This window comes from Massilia sp. Bi118, assembly GCF_918697865.1.
GTDB lineage: Bacteria > Pseudomonadota > Gammaproteobacteria > Burkholderiales > Burkholderiaceae_D > Telluria.
Map to the genome: position 1 here is coordinate 359899 of NZ_CAKKMV010000003.1, position 19849 is coordinate 379747.

The window sequence follows — 19849 nt, forward strand, 5'->3', positions numbered from 1 at the left end:
GACCCAAGTTCTGCGTGAGCTATCGAAATGCGTGCAAACTTGGATCCCCGCCTGCGCGGGGATGACGGTGGAAGCGCGGGGACGACGGTGGAAGCGCGGGAACGACGGTGGAAGCGCGGGGACGACGGTGGAAGCGCGGGAACGACGGTGGAAGCGCGGGAACGACGATTAGTGCAGCTGCCGATAAATCTCTTCCGCCAAGGTACTCGAAATCCCCTCGACCGACATCAGGTCCTCGACACTTGCGTCGATCACCCCGCGCAGGCCGCCGAAGCGCGCCAGCAGCTTCTGGCGGCGCTTGGCGCCGATGCCCTCGATCTCCTCCAGGCGCGAGGCCTGGCGGGCCTTGGCGCGCTTGGCGCGCATGCCGGTGATGGCGAAGCGGTGGGCTTCGTCGCGGATCATCGCCACCAGCATCAGCGCCGCCGACTCCTTGCCCAGTTCCTGCGGGTCGCGGCCGTCGGCGAAGATCAGGGTCTCGAGGCCGACCCGACGCCCTTCTCCTTTCGCAACGCCGACGATATTACCGACGTCCAGCCCCAGTTCCGAGAATACCTGGCGCGCCATCTCGACCTGGCCCTTGCCGCCGTCGATCAGGGCGATGTCCGGCATCACGCCCTCGCCGCCCGCGACCTTCTCGTAGCGCCGCATCAGCACCTGGCGCATGGCGGCGTAATCGTCGCCCGGCGTGATGTCGTTGATGTTGTAGCGGCGGTATTCGCCGTTCTGCATCTGGTGGTGATGGAAGACCACGCAGGAGGCCTGGGTCGCCTCGCCGGCCGTGTGGCTGATGTCGAAGCACTCGATGCGCAACTCGTCCAAGTCGTCGGACTCCAGGCCCAGCGCGTCCGCCAGCGCGCGCGTGCGGGCCTGCTGCGAGCCCTGCTCGGACAGCAGGCGCGCCAGCGAGATCTCGGCGCCCTTCTGCGCCAGCTCCAGCCACTGGCGGCGCTGGCCCTGCGGCTGGAACACCAGGTTGATGCGGTGGCCGCACTGCTCGGTCAGCGCGGCGATCAGCTCCGGCATGTCGAAGAAAGTGTTGAGGATGAAGGTGCCGGGGATGAACTTGTCGCCGTAGTGCTGGGCCAGGAAGGCGGCCAGCACTTCGACTTCGATCGAACTCTCTTCGAGCGCCTCGCCGACCTGGGTCGGGAAGTAGGCGCGGTCGCCGAGATGGCGGCCGCCGCGCACCATCGCCAGGTTGACGCAGGCGCGGCCGCCCTGCACCACCACGGCGATGATGTCGACGTCGGCGTCGCCCACCGTCTCCATGCTCTGGGCGTGCAGCACCTTCGACAGCGCCTGGATCTGGTTGCGCACCGAGGCCGCCTGCTCGAACTTCAGGTTCTCGGCAAAGCTGAGCATCTTCGCGTTCAGGTCTTCCAGCACCTCGGTCTGGCGCCCGCGCAGGAACTTGGCGGCGTTGTCGACGTCGCGCCTGTAGTCCTCGGGCGCGATCAGATCCACGCAGGGGCCGCTGCAGCGGCCGATCTGGTGCAGCAGGCAGGGACGCGTGCGGTTGTGGAAGACGCTGTCCTCGCAGGTGCGCAGCTTGAACACCTTCTGCAGCAGCTGCATCGATTCCTTGACCGCCCAGGCGCTCGGGAAGGGACCGAAGTACTGGTTCTTCTTGTCGAGCGCGCCGCGGTAATAGGCCATGCGCGGGGCCTCGCCGCCCGTGATCTTCAGGTAGGGATAGCTTTTATCGTCCCTGAACAGGATGTTGTAGCGCGGCTTGAGGGTCTTGATCAGGTTGTTTTCCAGGATCAGGGCCTCGGCCTCGCTGTGCGTGACGGTGGTCTCCAGGCGCGCGATCTGCGAGACCATCATCGCGATGCGCGGGCTGGACAGGTTCTTCTGGAAGTAACTCGACACGCGGTTCTTCAGGTTGCGCGCCTTGCCGACGTAGAGGACCTTGTCCTCGGCGTCGAAATAGCGGTACACGCCCGGCAGGCCAGGCAGCTTCGAGACCGTGGCCAGCACCTGCTCGCGAACCTCCGCGCCCGGTTTGCTGCTGACGGCATCCTTGCTGATCGTGGCATTCAGCTCTTCCTTCATCGCCTGCCAGCCATCCGGCCGGGCGCGCGGCGAGCCCTCTGGCTGGCCTTCGGCTTTCGCGCGGTTCTTCACGGCGCGGGCACGCTTCGAGGGCGCTTCCGGCTCGGCCGGGTGGACCGGCATCGCGGCGCCGCCGGCGGCGACATACGCGACGTGCGCCTCGCGCACGTCGGGGGCTTCATGTACTTCGTCAGCGGCCGGCAGGTCCGGCTGCTCATCTGATCGAACTTCCTTGGTCACTTGAGTATCAGTCCTTGTGCTCCGGCGCCTGGGTCACGATCACGAAGGCGACGCCATATTCGGCTTCGTCGCTGATCGTCACCTGGGCCGAGAGACGGTTCTCGCGCATGAATTCTTCGAGCGCGCCGCTGCAGACGATGACGGGTTTACCGCTGGGCGCATTCAGCATCTGGGCCGAGCGCCAGGTCATGGGCATGTGCATGCCCAGCCCGATCGCCTTCGAGAACGCCTCCTTGGCCGAAAAGCGCGTGGCCAGGAAGCGCAGCCCGCGCACTTCGTGCTTGGCGCGGCGGGCGAGGTATTTTTGCATTTCCTGCGGTCCGAGGATCTTCTCGGCGAAGCGTTCGCCGTTGCGCGCGAGGGCAGCCTCGATGCGCGAGATCTGGACGATGTCGGTGCCGATCCCGTAGATCATGCGGTCTCCCTTTTCAGGTCTCCGCCGACGGATTGCCGAGCGCGACGCCAAGACGCGCGTCGACCATGATGGCCTTCATCTCGCGCACCGCGTGCTCCCAGCCGACGAACAGCGCATGCGCGACGATCGCGTGGCCGATGTTCAGCTCGTGGATCTCGGGGATGGCGGCGATCGGCTGCACGTTGGTGTAGTGCAGGCCGTGGCCGGCGTTCACGCGCAGGCCATGTTTCACGCCGGCGCGCACGCCCAGCTTGATGCGGGCGATCTCGCGCGCGATTTCTTCTTCCTCTTCGGCCTCGGCATAGCGGCCGGTGTGCAGCTCGATGACGGGCGCGCCCACCGCGGCGGCGGCGGCGATCTGCTGTTCGTCGGCGTCGATGAACAGCGAGACACGGATGCCCTCGCCGGCCAGCTGCTTCACCGCGGCTTCGACGTCCTTGTAGTAGCGGATCACGTCCAGGCCGCCCTCGGTGGTCACCTCTTCGCGGCGCTCGGGCACCAGGCAGACGTCCTGCGGCCTGACCTGGCAGGCGAAGTCGATCATCTCCTGGGTCACCGCCGCTTCCAGGTTCATGCGCGTCAGCAGCTGCGGGCGGATCGCCAGCACGTCGGCATCCTTGATGTGGCGGCGGTCTTCGCGCAGGTGCAGCGTGATCAGGTCGGCGCCGGCCTGCTCGGCCAGCAGGGCCGCGCGCAGCGGGTCCGGGTACACGGTGCCGCGCGCATTGCGGACGGTGGCGACGTGGTCGATGTTGACGCCGAGGTCGATGACCTGGCCGGTCGGGTGCAGGAAGCTCATGTTTTTTATAATTGCATCAAGTCGATAAGGATCTGGCGCGTGTTCAAGGGCGCGCCACCGAGGTGGTAGGCCAGCAGGAAGCGCATCAACTGCTTGCTTTGCGCCTGGGTCTGCGGGTCGCCGTAGTGTTCGTTTTCCATGTCGAGCAGGGTCTTGCCCGCGACCACAGGCCAGGCATCTCCCGCCTGCGCCCGGCGCGCACCGCGCTCCGGATCGACGACATAGGCGCCGTCCGGCTCGACCCGCGCGCGGGTCCCGGTGTCGCGCGTCAGGTCGGCGGCAACCCCGGTCTCCTTAAGTAAGGCCCTTTCGAACTTTCGCAAGACGATCTGCACAGGTTCATTGTGCGCCAATTCGTTGAGCGTCGCCACGTAGTGGTCGAACAGCTTCGGATGCGGGTCGTCGCGCGCCAGCAGCTTGACCAGCAGTTCGTTCAGGTAGAACCCGCACAGCAGCGCGGTCTTCTCCACCGGCAGCATGCCGCCGACCCAGTCGGCGTCGATCAGGGTGCGCAGTTCGGACTTGCCGGAAAAGGAAATCGACAGCGGCTGGAAAGTCTGCAGCACGCCGCGCAGCTTCGAGAACGGCCGCTTGGCGCCCTTCGCCACCACGCCGATGCGCCCATGGTCGCGCGTAAACATGTCGACGATGAGGCTGGTTTCCTTGTAGGGATAGCTGTGCAGCACGAAGCCAGGCTGGCCCAGCACGCGGGCGTCGCGCGCCGGAGCGCGGCGGCGTTCGGCCTTGGGGGCGGGCACGACATAAACAGCCGCAGCCTCCTGCGCCTGGGCGGGGGTGGTGCCGTTCTGCTCGTCCTGGCCGGCCATGCGGTGGGGAACCGGCTTACTCGTAGCCGTAGGCGCGCAGGCCGGCTTCGTTGTCGGCCCAGCCGGACTTCACCTTGACCCAGATTTCCAGGTACACGGGGCCGTCGAACAGCTTTTCCATGTCCAGGCGCGACTGGGTCGAGATCTCTTTCAGGCGCGCGCCCTTGTTACCGATGAGCATGGCCTTGTGGGTATCGCGTTCGACCAGGATGGCGGCGAAGATGCGGCGCAGGTTGCCTTCCTGCTCGAACTTCTCGATCAGCACCGTGCTGGTGTAGGGCAATTCGTCGCCCACCAGGCGGAACACTTTTTCGCGCACGATCTCGGCGGCCAGGAATTTCTCGCTGCGGTCGGTGATGTCGTCGGCGCCGAAGATCGGCGGGTTTTCCGGCAGGTGGCGCTGGATCTCTTTTTCCAGCGAGTCGACCTGGAAACGCAGCTTCGCGGACACCGGCACGATGGCGGTGAAGTCGCGCAGGCCGGCCACTTTCGCGGCGAAAGGCATCAGCTCGGCCTTGTCCTTCATGCGATCCGATTTATTGATCACCAGGATCACCGGGACATTCTTCGGCAGCAGGTCCAGCACCTGCTGGTCGGCCGGGCCGAAGGTGCCGGCTTCGACCAGGAACAGGACCACGTCGGAGGCCGTCAGGGTGTTCGAGACGGTCTTGTTGAGCGTCTTGTTCAGCGCGTTGGCATGGCGGGTCTGGAAACCGGGCGTATCCACGTAGATGAACTGGGCGTCGTCATGCGTCTGGATGCCGGTGATGCGGTGGCGCGTGGTCTGGGCCTTGCGCGAGGTGATCGACACCTTGGCGCCGATCAGCACGTTCATCAGGGTCGACTTGCCCACGTTCGGGCGGCCGACGATGGCAATGTAGCCGCAACGGAAGCCTGGCGGGGTGTGGGTCTCGGTGTTCATGCTGCTTGTTTCCTAAGTGATTCGATCAATGCGGGCGTTCGCCCCGGGCGCCGGCCTGCTCGGCGCTCTGGTCGGTGGCAATGCCGGCCAGCTTCAGTTGGGCCGAGCGCGGACGGCTCTTGCGGGCGCCGCCGGGGGCCTTCTGCATCGCCTGCTCGGCGACTTCGAGCGCCAGCCTGGCTGCCGCCTGCTCGCCGGCGCGACGGCTGCCGCCGCGGCCGAAGACCTGGATGCCGAGCTTGGGCACCAGGCACTCGATCTCGAATTCCTGGCTGTGGGCGGCGCCATGGGTCGCGACCACGTTATAGGTCGGCAGCGAGATCTTTTTGCTCTGCAGGAATTCCTGCAGCAGGGTCTTGGCATCCTTGCCCAGGGTGCGCGGGTCGACCGAGTCCAGCAGCGGGATGTAGAAGGCGCGGATCACGTCGCGCGCGCTGTCGAAGCCGCTGTCCAGGAAGATCGCGCCCAGCAGGGCTTCCAGCGTGTCGGCCAGGATCGAGGGACGGCGAAAGCCGCCGGATTTCAGTTCGCCCTCGCCGAGGCGCAGGAATTGCGAGAGCTCGAGCTTTTGCGCGATCTCGTACAGCGACTGCTGCTTGACCAGGTTGGCGCGCAGGCGCGACAGGTCGCCCTCGGCCAGGTCCTTGAAGCGCTCGTACAGGATCGAGGCGACCACGCAGTTGAGGATCGAATCTCCAAGGAACTCCAGGCGTTCGTTATGCAGGCTGCTGTGGCTACGGTGGGTCAGCGCCTGCTGGAGCAGGCTGGGGTCCCGGAACGTATAACCGAGGCGAGTTTGCAATAACTGAAGATTCATTGTCATTTCATGTAGCCGGGCCCTGCCCGGTTTGTTACTTGGCGGCCGGTTCGGCCTTGGCGGCCACCTCGCCGCTCGGGTCGGTGGTGCCGGCGAAATCGAACAGCAGGCTGAGGTTGCCAGCCACGGGAATCCGCTTCTCGTAGGCGAAGCTGACTTCCGCCTGGCCATTGTCGCGGGTGATCACCAGGTCCTTGGGCGAAATCGCCGTGATGTTGTTGATCTCGGCATTGCGGGCGAAGGCCTGCTGGATCTCGTGGGTGCCGCCGCCGGCCGCCTTGGCCGCCGCGATGGCATTCTTGATCGAGCGGTATTCGGCCCAGGCCGGGAACACCTTCATCGCCAGCACCGCCAGGAAACCCAGCACTACCAGCACCACGATCAGGCCGGACAGCGAAAACCCGGCCTCCTTACCCAACTTTACTTGTCGCATCTGCGCCCCCGAAAGATCAGTGGATACCGCCGATGCGCTTCAGGTTACCGAAGTTCATCCAGACAAACACAGCCTTGCCGACGATGTTCTTGTCAGGCACGAAGCCCCAGTAGCGGCTGTCTGCGCTGTTGTCGCGGTTATCGCCCATCATGAAATAATTGCCCTCCGGTACGATACAGGTAAATTTATCGTAGGAATAGGTGCAATTTTCGTGATGCGGGAAGTCCGGATCGACCGCAGCCAGGTTGATCGTGCGCTGCCCTTCCATGTTCAGGATACGGTGCGGCGCGTTCGCCAGCTTTTCCACGAACTGCTTGTGGTACACGGGGCGCTCGTCGTCGAGGTAGTCGTCCATGGCTTCGTACTGGACCGGTACCCCGTTCACGGTCAGGCGCTTGTTCTCGTAGGTGATTTTATCACCGGGGACGCCAATGACGCGCTTGATGTAGTCCTGGCTCATGTCCTTCGGGTATTTGAACACCATGACGTCGCCGCGCTGCGGGTTGCCGACGTCGACGATCTTCTTGTTGATCACCGGCAGGCGGATGCCGTAGTCGAACTTGTTCACCAGGATCAGGTCGCCCACCAGCAGGGTCGGCACCATCGACGAGGACGGGATCTTGAAAGGCTCGAACAGGAAGGAGCGCAGGAAGAAGACCAGGGCGATGACCGGGAAGAAGCTGCCCGAGTACTCGACCCAGGTCGGCTGGCGCAGGATCGAGGCTTCCAGCGCCGCGCGGTTGCCGCTGTCGACCTTGATGCCGTCCGCGGTCAGCTTGGAGCGGTGGGCGTCGTACTCGGCCAGGGCGGCGTCGGCTTTCGCACGGCGCTGCCTGGACAGCACGAACACATCGAGGAACCAGATGACGCCCGTGACCACCATGGCCACGAACAGGATCAACGCAAAATTACCGAGGATCGGTTGCAGATTCATCGCGAGTTATTCTTCCCGTATTCTTATTTGTCTTCCACCTGCAGGATGGCCAGGAAGGCCTCTTGCGGGATCTCCACCGAGCCGACCTGCTTCATGCGCTTCTTGCCGGCCTTCTGTTTTTCCAGCAGCTTCTTCTTGCGCGAGACGTCGCCGCCGTAGCACTTGGCCAGCACGTTCTTGCGCAGCGCCTTGACGTTTTCGCGCGAGATGATGGTCGCGCCGATCGCGGCCTGGATCGCCACGTCGAACATCTGGCGCGGGATCAGTTCGCGCATTTTTGCTGCAACCTGGCGGCCGCGGTAAGGCGCGTTGGCGCGGTGCACGATGATTGCCAGCGCATCGACCTTCTCGCTGTTGATCAGCATATCGACTTTCACGACGTCGGCGGCGCGGTTTTCCTTGAACTCGTAGTCCATCGAGGCATAGCCGCGCGAGGTCGACTTCAGGCGGTCGAAGAAGTCCAGCACGATCTCGGCCATCGGGATTTCGTAGTGCAGCTTGACCTGGCGGCCGTGGTAGGCCATGTCCATCTGGATGCCGCGCTTGCCGTTACACAGGGTCATCACCGAACCGACATACTCCTGCGGCATGTACAGGTTGACGTCGACGATCGGCTCGCGCACTTCGTTGATCTTGGACGGTTCCGGCATCTTCGACGGGTTATCGACGCGGATGATGGTGCCGTCGCGCATCTCGACCTCGTAGACCACGGTCGGCGCCGTGGTGATCAGGTCCATGTCGAATTCGCGCTCCAGGCGCTCCTGCACGATCTCCATGTGCAGCAGGCCGAGGAAGCCACAGCGGAAGCCGAAGCCCAGCGCCTGCGATACCTCCGGCTCGTACATCAGGGCAGCGTCGTTCAGCTTCAGCTTTTCCAGCGAGTCGCGCAGCGCGTCGTACTGGTTGGCCTCGACCGGGAACAGGCCGGCGAACACCTGCGGCTGGACTTCCTTGAAGCCGGGCAGCGGGCTTGGCGCCGGCTTGGCGGCGTGGGTGACGGTGTCGCCCACCTTGGCGGCGGTCAGTTCCTTGATGCCGGCAATGATGAAGCCCACCTGGCCGGCCGACAGTTCCGGCAGCGAGACCGAGCGCGGCGTGAAGATACCGATGTTCTCGACCAGGTTCACCGATTCGGTCGCCATCAAGAGGATCTTTTCCTTCGGACGCAGGGTGCCGTTGACCACGCGCACCAGCATCACCACGCCCACATAGGGGTCGTACCAGGAGTCGACGATCAATGCCTGCAGCGGCGCGTCCGGATCGCCTTGCGGCGGCGGGACCTTGGCGATCAGGGTTTCCAGCACGTCTTCCACGCCCAGGCCGGTCTTGGCCGAGCACACGGTGGCGTCGGACGCATCGATGCCGATCACGTCCTCGATTTCTTTCTTGGCGTTGTCCGGATCGGCGTGCGGCAGGTCGATCTTGTTCAGGATGGGCACCACTTCCACGCCCAGGTCGAGCGCGGTGTAGCAGTTGGCCACGGTCTGGGCTTCCACGCCCTGCGAGGCGTCGACCACCAGCAGCGCGCCTTCGCAAGCCGACAGCGAGCGCGAGACTTCGTAGGAGAAGTCGACGTGACCCGGGGTGTCGATCAGGTTCAGGTTGTAGGTCTGGCCGTCGCGCGCCTTGTATTGCAGCGCCGCGGTCTGGGCCTTGATGGTAATGCCGCGCTCGCGCTCCAGGTCCATCGAGTCGAGCACCTGCGCATCCATCTCGCGGTCCGACAGGCCGCCGCACAACTGGATGATGCGGTCCGCCAGCGTCGATTTACCGTGATCGATGTGGGCAATGATGGAAAAGTTACGTATGTTTTTCATTAACAAAACTCAGAACCAAAAAGTGCGGCGAGGCCTCTTGAACAGGCGCTGCGGCAGTCTAAAAAAGCGAACCCTGCATTTTACCGGATTTCAGGTCAGAAAGCCCGGATTGCCTGCCATCAAGTATTTATCGGCGCAGCCGTTAAGCATGCAAGACCCTTAACTTCTACTTGCCCGAGGCGCCGGCCATGATTATCGCCCCTGACCCGCAGACCTGGAAAGCGCGCCAGCGCCTGCCTCTGCACGAACGCATCCTGGCGCTGCCGCCGGAAGTGTGCGAACTCGTGCACAAGGTGAACCTGGCTTCCGGCCTCGATGCGGTGCCGGTGCCGGCGGTGGTTACGCCTTCGCTGCGCCGGGAGCTGGGCGAGGCGATCTGCGGCATGCCGGCCAGCGTGCTGGAACTGATCGAACCGCTGCTGCTCGGCGTCTGCCTGGGCCATGGCCTGGGCTCCTCCGGCATCACCGACATCGTCGCCGACGCCGAGGGCCGGATCCTGGGCTGCGTGGTGCTGCTCGACATCGGCATGCTAGCGCCGCATGGCGCGAATTCCTGGGCCAGCTGGAAAGAGAATCTCCCCTTCCTGCCTGACGGCGACTATACGCTCTCGGCGACGATCGCCACGCCCGCACGCGACACCCGCGCCGGCGCCATGCAATACCTGCTGCTGCATGAATTCGGCCATGTGCTGACGGCGGGCTATTCCTTCCTGCCGGCGTGGTGGGCGCCGGTGCCGGCGCAGGCCTTTTCCTGGCTGGACCTGAGCTGGCGCGTTCTGGATGGCCGCTTTCTGCCGCATCCGGAATCGGACTTCGAATACCGCGGCGTGGTGGATTTCTATGGACAGCGCAAGCTCGGCGGCGACGCCCTGGTCGCCGCCTGCGCCGACCTCGAGCAGAGCGATTTCGCCAGCCTGTACGGCGCGACCAATCCCTACGACGATTTTGCGGAGTGCTTCGCGAGTTATGTGCACCGCGAGCTGCTGGGCCAGCCGCTTGCGTTGGATGTGCTGGCCGGCGGCCAGGCGGTGGCGCGCTTGGAGGGGTTCTGGGAAGGCCCGCGCAGCCTCGTGAAGCGGCGCTTCATGGAATGCATGCTGGGCGTCGAGGAAGCCGGCGCGCCCGCCCTCGCCGCCTGATTGGCGTTCAGGCCGGCTGCGTCAGCCCCAAGTGACGGCGCAGCGTCGCTTCATCCAGGAAGTAGTGGCACAGCTCCGGCGCATCGAGGTCCTCGCCGAACAGCACCGGCACCAGCTCGTCGAAACGCGCCACCAGGCTCGGATCGGGGCTGGCGTCGATGTCGATCACGTCCACGCTGAAGGGCAGCCCTTCGTGCGCCATGAAGGCGCGCAGAGCCGCCAGCATGTCCTCGCAGAGGTGGCACCAGCTGCGCGAGTACAGGGTAAAACGGATCGCCTGGCTCATCGATAAACCTTACTGGCGCGGCTTGATCACGACATAGCGCGTGACGTTCTCGCGCCGCACCAGCAGGGCCACCGGCTTTTTCGGATCGCGCTTGGCCACCAGGCCGTTGAACTGGGCTGCGCTGTTCACCTCGGTATTGTCGATCTGCAGGATCAGGTCGCCGGCCTGGATGCCGGCGCCGGCGGCGCGGCCGTCGGCGAAGTCGACCTGCACGCCGGACTCGATCTTCAGCTCGCGCTTTTCGGCCGCGGTCAGGTCGGACACCTGCAGGCCCAGCGCATTGGTGCTCTGCTCCGGCGCCTTCTTCTTCGGCTGCGGCTTGGCGCCGGCCGCCTGCTCGTCCTGCAGCTCGACGATGGTGACCGGCAGGTCGAGCTGCTGGCCGCGGCGCCAGACGCTGACGGTGGCGCGGCTGCCGACCGCGGTGCCGCCGACCTGGCGCGGCAGGTCCGAGCTCTTCTCGATGTCCTTGCCGTTGAATTTCAGGATGATGTCGCCGACCTTGACGCCGGCCTTTTCCGCCGGTCCGCCCGGCTCGACCATGGCCACCTCGGCGCCGCGCGCGCGGCCCAGGCCCAGGGATTCGGCGACGTCGCGCGTGACTTCGCTGATCTGCACCCCCAGGCGCCCGCGCGTGACCTTGCCGGTTTTCTTGATCTGGTCGGCAACCCGCATCACCTCGTCGATCGGCACGGCAAAGGAGATGCCGTTATAGGCGCCGGACAGGGTCGCGATCTGCGAGTTGATGCCGATGACTTCGCCGCGCATATTGATCAGCGGACCGCCCGAGTTGCCGGGATTGACCGCCACGTCGCTCTGGATCAGGGGCAGGTACTCGCCGGTATCGCGCGCCTTGGCCGAGATGATGCCGGCGGTGACGGTGTTTTCCAGGTTGAACGGCGAGCCGATCGCGATCACCCACTCGCCCACGCGGATCTTGTTCGAATCGCCGATGCGCAGCGAAGGCAGGTTGCGCGCCTCGACTTTCAGCAGGGCGACGTCGCTGCGGGTATCCGCGCCCAGCACCTTGGCCTTGAATTCGCGGCGGTCGGTGAGCGTGACGGTGACTTCGTCGGCGCCCTCGACCACGTGCGCATTGGTCATCACATAGCCGTCGTCGGAAATGATGAAGCCGGAGCCGACGCCGCGCTGGACCTGCTCTTCCTGCGGCTGCTGCGGCGTGCCGCGGCCGCCACGCCCGCCGCGCGGCGGCATCTGGCCGCCGAAGAAGCGGCGCAGGAATTCCTGCATCTCCTCGTCCGCCCCGCCGCCCTGCCCCAGCTTCACGCGCTCGGTGGTGCGGATGTTGACCACGGCCGGACCGGCCTTGTCGACCAGGTCGGCAAAATCGGGCAGCCCCATCACCGGCGCGGTGACGACAGGGGCTGCGGCGGCAGCGGCGGCGGGAGCGGCGAAGGCCGCGGGAGAGAATAGCAGACTCGCGCCCGCAAACATGAGGGCCGAGAGGATCGCGTTTCCGGTTTTGCTGGTCATGGGGGTTATGGGCGTTCGGGCTTGAATTAATGTAATGGTAAGCCAAAATACCAACGTTGTCGCCACGGTATGGACCGGGCGAAATCGGCGCAGTGGAAGGCGGCCGTGAAGCGGGCCGCCCCGGGCCGGCCCTAGCGCGGCCCGGCGATGGCCGGACTCGCCGCCGGCTCGGCGGCGCCGGCCGCGCGCTTGGTCGGCATGGGCTCGTCCGCCAGCCGGGCGGCCAGCCGCGCGCCGAAGTCCGGCGACAGCTCGGCGGTGGCCTCGGCGCGCAAAACGTCGCCGATATGGTGGAAGGCATCCCAGGCCTGCTGGCCTTCCGGGCCGTCGAGCGCGGCCATGGCCAGCTCCAGGTCGGTATCGGGTATCTCGCCATCCAACAGGAGCGAGATGTATTCGCGGTTTTTTTTGTTCGTGTCCATCGGGGTTCCTACGCCGGTGCAAAATTCCACATTTGGAGCGCTCTTCTATTTTGTCAGCTACCGACGTTTGTCAGCCGGAATATCGAGCAAGGGCCTCAATTTCTCGGCAATCACTTCGCGCGCCCGGAATATCCTGCTGCGCACCGTACCGATTGGACACGCCATCACCTCGGAGATTTCCTCGTAGCTTAAGCCTTCTATTTCGCGCAGGACGATCGCGGTCCGCAATTCCAGCGGCAGCGCCTCCATTGCTGCGTTGACCGTGAACGCAATCTGCTTGCTCGCCAAAACGGACTCTGGCGTATTAATGTCTCGCAAGCTGTCGGCGTCGTCAAATCCTTCCGCGCGCTCCGCATCGGCTTCCGTCGAGGTCGGCGCACGCCGGCCTTGCGTGACGAGAAAATTCTTCGCCGTGTTGATGCCGATCCGGTACAGCCAGGTATAGAACGCGGAATCGCCGCGGAAATGGCGCAAGGCGCGAAAAGCCTTGATAAAGGTTTCCTGCACCACGTCTTCCGCCTCGGCCGGGTCGTGCACGAGCCGCGACACCAGCCGCATCAGCCGGCGCTGATATTTCGACACCAGCAGGTCGAACGCCCGGCGATCGCCAGCCTGGACGCGCTCTACCAGCAGTTGATCACACTCGCGCTCGGTTGTCACTGAACGTCCTTGTTGCTTGAATTTGGCCCGCTAACCCTGATTCATGTCCCGCCGCCCGAGCGCCAGCACCGCGACCGCCAGCGCCCGCCAGGCGCCGGACGCCACGCTGTCGCGCCACACCGGCAGCACCAGCACGCGTCCGCCGCGTCCGCCCGTCCCTGAAGCGCCCAGCCGCAGCAGCATCAGCGGCGGCCAGACGACGGAACCCGGCAACAGGGTCACGGCGGCCGCACTTCGTTCGCGCAGCCCTTGTTGTACCGTCAGGACCACCTCGCCGGTTCCAGAAATATCAATCCGGTGCGTCTTTGCCCTGCCCGACCCGGCATGCATCAGCGCGGCGCCGGCGGCGGCCAGAAACAGGGCCTGCAAGAGGCCGAAATGGAAACGCGCGAATGCGGACACGCCTACCGCGAACGCGGCGGCAAACAAGGACAGGCCGGCGCCGGCGAGCAGGCATCGATGGATGCGCGACGGCCCGACGATGGCGGAAACCGCTATCGACATGGGCTATCGGAAAGAAGTGAAGTTAAAAAACAAAACGCCCACCTCCTTAGACAGAGATGGGCGTTTTTGGTTCAGGCTCGATGGAGTCTGTCAGACCTTTGCGAAGACCAGCGTCCCGTTGGTGCCACCGAAACCGAAGGAGTTCTTCACCGCGTAATCGATCTTCATGTCCCGCGCCGTGTTGGCGCAGAAGTCCAGGTCGCATTCCGGATCCTGGTTGAAGATGTTGATCGTCGGCGGCGACACCTGGTTGTGGATCGCAAGCACGGTGAACACGGACTCGAGGCCGCCGGCGCCGCCCAGCAGGTGGCCGGTCATCGACTTGGTCGAGTTGACCACCAGCTTGCCGGCGTGGTCGCCGAACGTGCGCTTGATGCCCTTCACTTCAGCGACGTCGCCGACCGGGGTCGAGGTGCCGTGCGCATTCACGTAGTGCACCTGGTCCGGGTTGATGCCGGCGTACTGCATTGCCGACACCATGCAGCGCGAGGCGCCGCTACCGTCTTCCAGCGGAGCGGTGATGTGGTTGGCATCCGCGCTCATGCCGAAGCCGACGACTTCCGCATAGATCTTGGCGCCGCGCGCCTTGGCGTGTTCGTACTCTTCGAGCACCATCACACCGGCGCCCTCGCCCAGCACGAAGCCGTCGCGGTCGCGGTCCCAGGGACGCGAAGCCGTGGCCGGATCGTCGTTGCGCGCGGACAGCGCACGCGCCGAAGCGAAGCCGCCCAGGCCCAGCGGCGAGACGGTCGACTCGGCGCCGCCGGCGATCATCACGTCGGCATCGCCGTACTCGATCAGGCGCGCCGCCGCGCCGATGCAGTGGAGGCCGGTGGTGCAGGCGGTGACGATCGCCAGGTTCGGTCCGCGCAGGCCGAACTTGATCGACAGGTCGCCCGAGATCATGTTGATGATCGAGGCCGGGACGAAGAACGGCGAAATGCGGCGCGGGCCGCGGCCGTCGTACTCTTCCTTGGTCGCTTCGATCATCGGCAGACCGCCGATGCCGGAACCGATCATCACGCCGATACGGTCGGCATTCTGTTCGGTGACTTCGATGGCCGAATCCTGCAAGGCCTGGATGCCCGCAGCCATGCCGAAATGGATAAAGGTATCCATATGGCGGCCTTCCTTGCCGGGCAGGTAGTCCTCGACGACGAAGTTCTTCACTTCGCCAGCGAAACGGGTCGAAAATTGCGAGGCGTCGAAACGGGTGATGTTGGCGATACCCGATTTACCCGCCAGGGCGCTTTCCCACGCTTCGGCAATGGTGTTACCGATCGGGGAAATGCAACCCAGGCCAGTTACGACGACACGACGGTTGCGTGAACTCAAGCGTTTCTCCTGAATTACTAAAAGCTTAGGCCTTGACGTGCGCTTGTGCGTACTCGATGGCTTGACGAACGGTGGTGATCTTCTCGGCCTGCTCGTCCGGGATTTCCATTTCGAATTCGTCTTCCAGTGCCATCACCAGTTCAACGGTGTCCAGCGAATCAGCGCCGAGGTCGTCAACGAACGAGGAATCGATTTTGATGTCTGCTTCCGCAACGCCCAGTTGCTCAGCGACGATTTTTTTAACGCGTTGTTCGATATCCGACATGTTATGGCTCCATTAGGTATGTGTTGCGGAAAGTGCGCGCATTTTATCAGGGTTTGCGCGTTGAAAAACTATTTTCAGCGTTTGACGCTATTTCTGCCGAAACTACTGCTAAAAGCTGAGATCTGGTTTAATTCATGTACATGCCGCCGTTCACGTGCAGCGTCGTGCCCGTGATGTAGGCGGCCTGCGGACCGGCCAGGAAGGCCACTGCATGGGCGATGTCTTCCGGTTTGCCCAGGCGGCCCAGCGGAATCTGGCCCAGCAGTGCTTCGTGCTGGCTGTCGCCCAGGGCCTTGGTCATGTCGGTATCGATGAAGCCCGGCGCCACCGAGTTGACGGTGATGTTGCGGCTGCCGATCTCGCGCGCCAGCGCGCGGCCCATGCCCTCCACGCCCGCCTTGGCGGCCGCGTAGTTCATCTGGCCCGGGTTGCCGCTCGAGGCCACCACCGAGGTGATGTTGATGATACGCCCCTGCTTCGCCTTCATCATCCCGCGCAGCACGGCGCGCGACAGGCGGCCGACGGCGCTCAGGTTGGTGGCGATCACGCTGTCCCACTCTTCGTCCTTCATGCGCATCGCCAGCTGGTCCTGGGTGATACCGGCATTGTTGACCAGGATGCCGATGCTGCCGACGTCCCTGGTGATGCCGTCGATGGTGGCCGCGCACTGGGCGGCGTCGGTCACGTTCAGCACCATGCCCTTGCCGCCGAATTCGGCGAGGTAGGCGGTGATGGCTTCGGCGCCGGCGTCGGTGGTGGCGGTGCCGACCACTTTGGCGCCCTGGCGGGCCAGTTCGAGCGCGATGGCCTTGCCGATGCCGCGCGATGCGCCGGTGACGAGGGCGACTTGGTTTTGCAGGTTCATGCTAATCCTTGACGTTAGTTGTTATTATAGTCAGATGAGGTCAGACCCCACCCTGGACACCGGTGTCTGACCCCATGGAAAGGGAGGCCAGCACGCGCTCGAGCGACTCCTGGTCGACCAGGGCTTCGCCGACCAGCACCGGGTCGATGCGCTTGGCCATGCCGATCAGGGTCTTGCTGGGCGCGCATTCGATCACCTGGGTGACGCCATCCGCGGCCATCTTCTGCATGGTCTCGACCCAGCGCACCGCGCCTGCGGCCTGGCGCACCAGGGCGTCCTTGATCGCGGCCGGATCGTGCAGGATAGCGACGTCGACGTTATTGATCAAGTCGATCTGCGGCGAGTGGAAAGTCAGGCCGGCCATGTAGTCGCGCAGGCGGTCCGACGCCGGCTTCAGCAGCGAGGAGTGGAAAGGCGCCGACACCGCCAGCTTCATGGCGCGCTTGGCGCCCTTGGCCTTGGCGACTTCGCAGGCGCGCTCGACTGCGGCGGTATGGCCGGCGATCACGATCTGGGTCGGCTCGTTGAAGTTGACGGCTTCGACGATCTCACCCTGGGCGGCTTCAAGGCAGACCTCGCGCACGGCATCGGCCTGCAGGCCCAGGATGACGGCCATGCCGCCCTGCCCGACCGGCACCGCGTCCTGCATGGACTGGGCGCGGAAGCGCACCAGCGGCACCGCGTCCTTGAAGTCGATCACGCCGGCGGCGACCAGGGCCGAATATTCGCCCAGGCTGTGGCCGGCGACGACGGCGGGCTTGGGACCGCCGGCGGCGATCCAGGCGCGGTACACGGCCACGGCCGCGGTCAGCATCACCGGCTGGGTGTTGGTGGTCAGGTCCAGGTCTTCCTTCGGACCTTCGGCGATCAGCTTGCCGAGGTCCTGGCCCAGCGCTTCCGAGGCTTCGGCCACGGTTTGTGCGACGACCGGGTTGCCGGCGAAGCCGTTCAGCATGCCGACGGCCTGGGCGCCCTGGCCGGTAAAGAGAAATGCAAATTTGCTCATTGTTTTTATACTCCTTACAGTATCAGGGGGAATCGAAAACCGTAGCGAGCGGAAGAAGTTTCGTCCGAGAAGCGCAGCCGTACTTACGGTACGGCGAGCATCGCAGGGCGAAAATTCGACGCGCAGTAGGTTTGCGATCCCCCTTTCAGATTACATGCGCGCCAAAACTGCGCCCCAGGTAAAGCCGCCGCCCACGCCTTCCATCAGGATGTTCTGGCCGGGCTTGATGCGGCCGTCGCGCACCGCCTGGTCGAGCGCCAGCGGGATCGATGCGGCCGAGGTATTGCCATGTTCGTTGACGGTCACGACCATCTTCTCGGGCGGCAGGCCGAGCTTTTTAGCGGTGCCGTTCATGATGCGGATATTCGCCTGGTGCGGGATCAGCCAGTCGATATCGGAAGCCGGCATCTTCGCATGCTCCAGGGCTTCGTTGGCGACCTTTTCCAGCACCGTCACCGCGAGCTTGAACACCGCCTGGCCATCCATGTACAGGAATTTCTGGCCGGAGATGGCGGCATTGGTCGGGTTGCTCGGGCCGCACAGGATGTCGCCATGGCTGCCGTCGGCGTGCAGTTTCACTGCCAGCACGCCCGGCTCGTTCGAGGCGCTCATCACCACCGCGCCGGCGCCGTCGCCGAACAGCACGCAGGTGCCGCGATCGTTGAAGTCGAGGATGCGCGAGAACACTTCGGTGCCGATCACCAGCACGTTCTTCGCATTCCCGGCTTTAATAAAGGCGTCGGCGGTCGACAGCGCGTAGACGAAGCCGCTGCAGACGGCGGCCACGTCGAAGGCGGCGCCGTTGTTGCGGATGCCCAGCTTGTTCTGCACGATGCAGGCGGTGCTCGGGAAGTTGCCGTAGAAATCGGGGGTCGATGTGGCGACGATGATCAGGTCGATCTGCTCGGCGCTCAGGCCGGCGGCCTCGAGCGCCTTGTCGGCCGCCTTGACGGCCAGGTCGGAGGCGCTCTCGTCGGACGCGGCGTAGTGCCGGGCCTGGATGCCGCTGCGGGTCACGATCCACTCGTCCGAGGTCTCGATGCCCTTGGCCGCGAGCTGGGCCGCGAGGTCGGCGTTGGTCACGCGCTGGGCCGGCAGATAGCTGCCGGTGCCGATGATTTTGCTGTACACAGTCATTACTTAGCCCTGCTGAATGGTTGAGCCTGGCGCTTGCGGGTCAGGTGTGCGGGGCATCAGCTCGGTAATCATGGCCGACAGCTGCTCCTGCACATTGTATTGTGCCGCATTATAGGCGCGTTTAATTGCCCACTCGAAAGCGAATGCATTCGCACCGCCGTGGCTCTTGAACACCAGGCCTTTCAGGCCCAGCAGGCCGGCACCGTTATAGGCTTCCGGATTCAGCTTTTTCAGCGATTTGATCGCCAGCAGCGCCCCCAGCTTGGACAGCAGGTTTTCGGTCAGGGTCTGCTTGACGAAGCGCGACAGGCCCTCGATCGCCTTCAGGGTCACGTTGCCGACGAAACCGTCGCAAACGACGACGTCGACCGTGCCCTTGAAGATGTCGTTGCCCTCGACGTTGCCGTGGAAATTCAGCACGCCGCGCTCGTGATCGGCGCGCAGCAGAGGCGCGGTCGCCTTCACGACTTCATTGCCCTTGATTTCCTCGGTGCCGACGTTCAGCAGGCCGATGCTCGGGCGACGCCTTTCCATGGCCTGGAACAGCACGGCGCCCATGATCGCGAACTGGTGCAGGTGATGGGGTTCGCAATCGACGTTGGCGCCCAGGTCCAGCATATAGGTCGGGCCGCCCTTCTGGTTCGGCAGGATCGAGCAGATTGCCGGGCGGTCGACGTCGGCCATGGTCTTGAGGACGTAGCGCGAGATCGCCATCAGCGCGCCGGTATTGCCGGCGGAGACGCAGACATCGGCCTGGCCATCCTTGACCAGTTCGATCGCCACGCGCATCGACGAATCCTTCTTGCGGCGCAGGGCCACTTCGATCGGATCGTCCATCGCCACCACTTCGCTGGCGTGCTTGACGCTCAGGCGCGGATTGTTGTCGGCGTGGTGCTTCTTGAGTTCGGCGCGCACCTGCTCTTCCAGTCCGACGAGGATCAGCTGGGCTTGTGGCTGTTGCTTGAGGAAGGCGAGCGCACCAGGAATGGTAACTGAGGGGCCGTGATCGCCGCCCATGCAGTCAATGGAGATTGTAATTGTCATTTTTCGGAATGAACCGCGCTGCCTCAGGATTGGGCGGCGGCATGTCCTCGCACGGCGGGTTGCCGGCCGGACCTGGCGGAATCGAAAACGACGGCATACACGGACGTGCAACCGGTATCAATATCGCAAAAGAGAAAGCGGCGCCACGCACTGTACATACGTTGCACCGCTTTCATCGAACAAAACAGCAAGGCGACGATTATTCGTCGTTCTTGGTCTTGATCACTTTGCGACCACGGTAGAAACCGTTCGGGCTGATGTGGTGACGCAGGTGGGTTTCACCGGTGGTCGGCTCGACGGCCAGATTCGGTGCAACCAGGAAATCGTGCGAACGGTGCATGCCGCGCTTCGACGGGGACTTCTTATTCTGCTGAACTGCCATGATGACTCCTAAACATAAGTTCTAAAATTCTAACACAATCGACTTGCA

At 64.3% G+C, this 19849-nt stretch carries 22 protein-coding genes; 1 reads left to right on the top strand and 21 read right to left on the bottom strand.

Annotation, left to right across the window (positions count from 1 at the left end; all coding sequences use genetic code 11):
* Nucleotides 1-168: 168 nt before the first annotated feature.
* The 9 genes from uvrC to lepA all read right to left on the bottom strand — a co-directional run bounded on the left by uvrC (nt 169) and on the right by lepA (nt 9262).
* On the bottom strand, nt 169-2058 hold the full coding sequence (uvrC, locus tag LQV39_RS06310) for an excinuclease ABC subunit UvrC (protein WP_230022257.1): 1890 nt from the start codon (nt 2056-2058) through the stop codon (nt 169-171).
* A 247-nt stretch (nt 2059-2305) separates the two neighbouring features.
* Nucleotides 2306-2713 (bottom strand): holo-ACP synthase, encoded by a 408-nt coding sequence (gene acpS / locus LQV39_RS06315; protein WP_230021502.1) that lies wholly within the window; start codon nt 2711-2713, stop codon nt 2306-2308.
* A gap of 13 nt (nt 2714-2726) precedes the next feature.
* Nucleotides 2727-3512 (bottom strand): pyridoxine 5'-phosphate synthase, encoded by a 786-nt coding sequence (pdxJ, locus tag LQV39_RS06320; protein ID WP_230021503.1) that lies wholly within the window; start codon nt 3510-3512, stop codon nt 2727-2729.
* Nucleotides 3513-3517: 5 nt separating this feature from the next.
* Entirely contained in the window at nt 3518-4339 is an 822-nt protein-coding gene (gene recO, locus LQV39_RS06325; RefSeq protein WP_230021505.1) for a DNA repair protein RecO, read from the bottom strand.
* A 16-nt stretch (nt 4340-4355) separates the two neighbouring features.
* Nucleotides 4356-5261, bottom strand: a complete 906-nt coding sequence (era, locus tag LQV39_RS06330; RefSeq protein WP_230021506.1) for a GTPase Era — start codon at nt 5259-5261, stop codon at nt 4356-4358.
* Nucleotides 5262-5286: 25 nt separating this feature from the next.
* Nucleotides 5287-6078 (bottom strand): ribonuclease III, encoded by a 792-nt coding sequence (gene rnc, locus LQV39_RS06335; RefSeq protein ID WP_230021508.1) that lies wholly within the window; start codon nt 6076-6078, stop codon nt 5287-5289.
* Between the two features lie 34 nt (nt 6079-6112).
* Nucleotides 6113-6511: a DUF4845 domain-containing protein gene (locus LQV39_RS06340; RefSeq protein WP_230021510.1), complete on the bottom strand. Its 399-nt coding sequence runs from the start codon at nt 6509-6511 to the stop codon at nt 6113-6115.
* 16 nt (nt 6512-6527) lie between these two features.
* Nucleotides 6528-7445, bottom strand: coding sequence for a signal peptidase I (gene lepB / locus LQV39_RS06345; protein ID WP_230021512.1), 918 nt, complete (start codon nt 7443-7445; stop codon nt 6528-6530).
* A 23-nt stretch (nt 7446-7468) separates the two neighbouring features.
* The gene (gene lepA / locus LQV39_RS06350) at nt 7469-9262 is read right to left on the bottom strand and encodes a translation elongation factor 4 (protein ID WP_230021515.1); all 1794 of its coding nucleotides are present in this window, start codon (nt 9260-9262) and stop codon (nt 7469-7471) included.
* Nucleotides 9263-9450: 188 nt separating this feature from the next.
* Between lepA and LQV39_RS06355 the strand changes: the two genes are divergently transcribed.
* On the top strand, nt 9451-10401 hold the full coding sequence (locus LQV39_RS06355; RefSeq protein ID WP_230021521.1) for a hypothetical protein: 951 nt from the start codon (nt 9451-9453) through the stop codon (nt 10399-10401).
* A 7-nt stretch (nt 10402-10408) separates the two neighbouring features.
* Here LQV39_RS06355 and LQV39_RS06360 read toward each other — a convergent pair whose 3' ends face one another.
* From LQV39_RS06360 to rpmF, 12 genes are all read right to left on the bottom strand, one after another.
* A complete protein-coding gene (locus LQV39_RS06360) occupies nt 10409-10687 on the bottom strand; it encodes a glutaredoxin family protein (protein WP_230021532.1) in 279 nt (92 codons plus the stop codon).
* A gap of 9 nt (nt 10688-10696) precedes the next feature.
* Nucleotides 10697-12181 (bottom strand): DegQ family serine endoprotease, encoded by a 1485-nt coding sequence (locus tag LQV39_RS06365; protein ID WP_230021542.1) that lies wholly within the window; start codon nt 12179-12181, stop codon nt 10697-10699.
* A gap of 131 nt (nt 12182-12312) precedes the next feature.
* Entirely contained in the window at nt 12313-12603 is a 291-nt protein-coding gene (locus LQV39_RS06370; RefSeq protein WP_230021551.1) for a sigma-E factor negative regulatory protein, read from the bottom strand.
* A gap of 57 nt (nt 12604-12660) precedes the next feature.
* Nucleotides 12661-13263, bottom strand: coding sequence for an RNA polymerase sigma factor RpoE (gene rpoE / locus LQV39_RS06375; protein ID WP_047826430.1), 603 nt, complete (start codon nt 13261-13263; stop codon nt 12661-12663).
* A 30-nt stretch (nt 13264-13293) separates the two neighbouring features.
* Nucleotides 13294-13767 carry a hypothetical protein gene (locus LQV39_RS06380; RefSeq protein ID WP_230021556.1) on the bottom strand — a complete coding sequence of 158 codons (474 nt, stop codon included), beginning with the start codon at nt 13765-13767 and terminating at the stop codon, nt 13294-13296.
* A gap of 90 nt (nt 13768-13857) precedes the next feature.
* On the bottom strand, nt 13858-15102 hold the full coding sequence (fabF, locus tag LQV39_RS06385) for a beta-ketoacyl-ACP synthase II (RefSeq protein ID WP_230021563.1): 1245 nt from the start codon (nt 15100-15102) through the stop codon (nt 13858-13860).
* Between the two features lie 25 nt (nt 15103-15127).
* A complete protein-coding gene (acpP, locus tag LQV39_RS06390; protein WP_036168404.1) occupies nt 15128-15367 on the bottom strand; it encodes an acyl carrier protein in 240 nt (79 codons plus the stop codon).
* A gap of 127 nt (nt 15368-15494) precedes the next feature.
* A complete protein-coding gene (fabG, locus tag LQV39_RS06395; RefSeq protein ID WP_230021569.1) occupies nt 15495-16232 on the bottom strand; it encodes a 3-oxoacyl-ACP reductase FabG in 738 nt (245 codons plus the stop codon).
* A 40-nt stretch (nt 16233-16272) separates the two neighbouring features.
* A complete protein-coding gene (gene fabD, locus LQV39_RS06400; RefSeq protein WP_230021576.1) occupies nt 16273-17238 on the bottom strand; it encodes an ACP S-malonyltransferase in 966 nt (321 codons plus the stop codon).
* Between the two features lie 150 nt (nt 17239-17388).
* On the bottom strand, nt 17389-18375 hold the full coding sequence (locus LQV39_RS06405; RefSeq protein ID WP_290368556.1) for a beta-ketoacyl-ACP synthase III: 987 nt from the start codon (nt 18373-18375) through the stop codon (nt 17389-17391).
* 3 nt (nt 18376-18378) lie between these two features.
* Nucleotides 18379-19419: a phosphate acyltransferase PlsX gene (gene plsX, locus LQV39_RS06410; RefSeq protein ID WP_230021587.1), complete on the bottom strand. Its 1041-nt coding sequence runs from the start codon at nt 19417-19419 to the stop codon at nt 18379-18381.
* A gap of 199 nt (nt 19420-19618) precedes the next feature.
* A complete protein-coding gene (gene rpmF / locus LQV39_RS06415; protein WP_036168414.1) occupies nt 19619-19801 on the bottom strand; it encodes a 50S ribosomal protein L32 in 183 nt (60 codons plus the stop codon).
* Nucleotides 19802-19849 lie beyond the last annotated feature (48 nt).

Excerpts from the sequence above, each read along its gene's own strand:
- uvrC (WP_230022257.1), bottom strand. The coding sequence starts at position 2,058 with ATGAAGGAAGAGCTGAATGCCACGATCAGCAAGGATGCCGTCAGCAGC.
- acpS (WP_230021502.1), bottom strand. The coding sequence starts at position 2,713 with ATGATCTACGGGATCGGCACCGACATCGTCCAGATCTCGCGCATCGAG.
- pdxJ (WP_230021503.1), bottom strand. The coding sequence starts at position 3,512 with ATGAGCTTCCTGCACCCGACCGGCCAGGTCATCGACCTCGGCGTCAAC.
- recO (WP_230021505.1), bottom strand. The coding sequence starts at position 4,339 with ATGGCCGGCCAGGACGAGCAGAACGGCACCACCCCCGCCCAGGCGCAG.
- era (WP_230021506.1), bottom strand. The coding sequence starts at position 5,261 with ATGAACACCGAGACCCACACCCCGCCAGGCTTCCGTTGCGGCTACATT.
- rnc (WP_230021508.1), bottom strand. The coding sequence starts at position 6,078 with ATGAATCTTCAGTTATTGCAAACTCGCCTCGGTTATACGTTCCGGGAC.
- LQV39_RS06340 (WP_230021510.1), bottom strand. The coding sequence starts at position 6,511 with ATGCGACAAGTAAAGTTGGGTAAGGAGGCCGGGTTTTCGCTGTCCGGC.
- lepB (WP_230021512.1), bottom strand. The coding sequence starts at position 7,445 with ATGAATCTGCAACCGATCCTCGGTAATTTTGCGTTGATCCTGTTCGTG.
- lepA (WP_230021515.1), bottom strand. The coding sequence starts at position 9,262 with ATGAAAAACATACGTAACTTTTCCATCATTGCCCACATCGATCACGGT.
- LQV39_RS06355 (WP_230021521.1), top strand. The coding sequence starts at position 9,451 with ATGATTATCGCCCCTGACCCGCAGACCTGGAAAGCGCGCCAGCGCCTG.
- LQV39_RS06360 (WP_230021532.1), bottom strand. The coding sequence starts at position 10,687 with ATGAGCCAGGCGATCCGTTTTACCCTGTACTCGCGCAGCTGGTGCCAC.
- LQV39_RS06365 (WP_230021542.1), bottom strand. The coding sequence starts at position 12,181 with ATGACCAGCAAAACCGGAAACGCGATCCTCTCGGCCCTCATGTTTGCG.
- LQV39_RS06370 (WP_230021551.1), bottom strand. The coding sequence starts at position 12,603 with ATGGACACGAACAAAAAAAACCGCGAATACATCTCGCTCCTGTTGGAT.
- LQV39_RS06380 (WP_230021556.1), bottom strand. The coding sequence starts at position 13,767 with ATGTCGATAGCGGTTTCCGCCATCGTCGGGCCGTCGCGCATCCATCGA.
- acpP (WP_036168404.1), bottom strand. The coding sequence starts at position 15,367 with ATGTCGGATATCGAACAACGCGTTAAAAAAATCGTCGCTGAGCAACTG.
- fabG (WP_230021569.1), bottom strand. The coding sequence starts at position 16,232 with ATGAACCTGCAAAACCAAGTCGCCCTCGTCACCGGCGCATCGCGCGGC.
- fabD (WP_230021576.1), bottom strand. The coding sequence starts at position 17,238 with ATGAGCAAATTTGCATTTCTCTTTACCGGCCAGGGCGCCCAGGCCGTC.
- LQV39_RS06405 (WP_290368556.1), bottom strand. The coding sequence starts at position 18,375 with ATGACTGTGTACAGCAAAATCATCGGCACCGGCAGCTATCTGCCGGCC.
- plsX (WP_230021587.1), bottom strand. The coding sequence starts at position 19,419 with ATGACAATTACAATCTCCATTGACTGCATGGGCGGCGATCACGGCCCC.
- rpmF (WP_036168414.1), bottom strand. The coding sequence starts at position 19,801 with ATGGCAGTTCAGCAGAATAAGAAGTCCCCGTCGAAGCGCGGCATGCAC.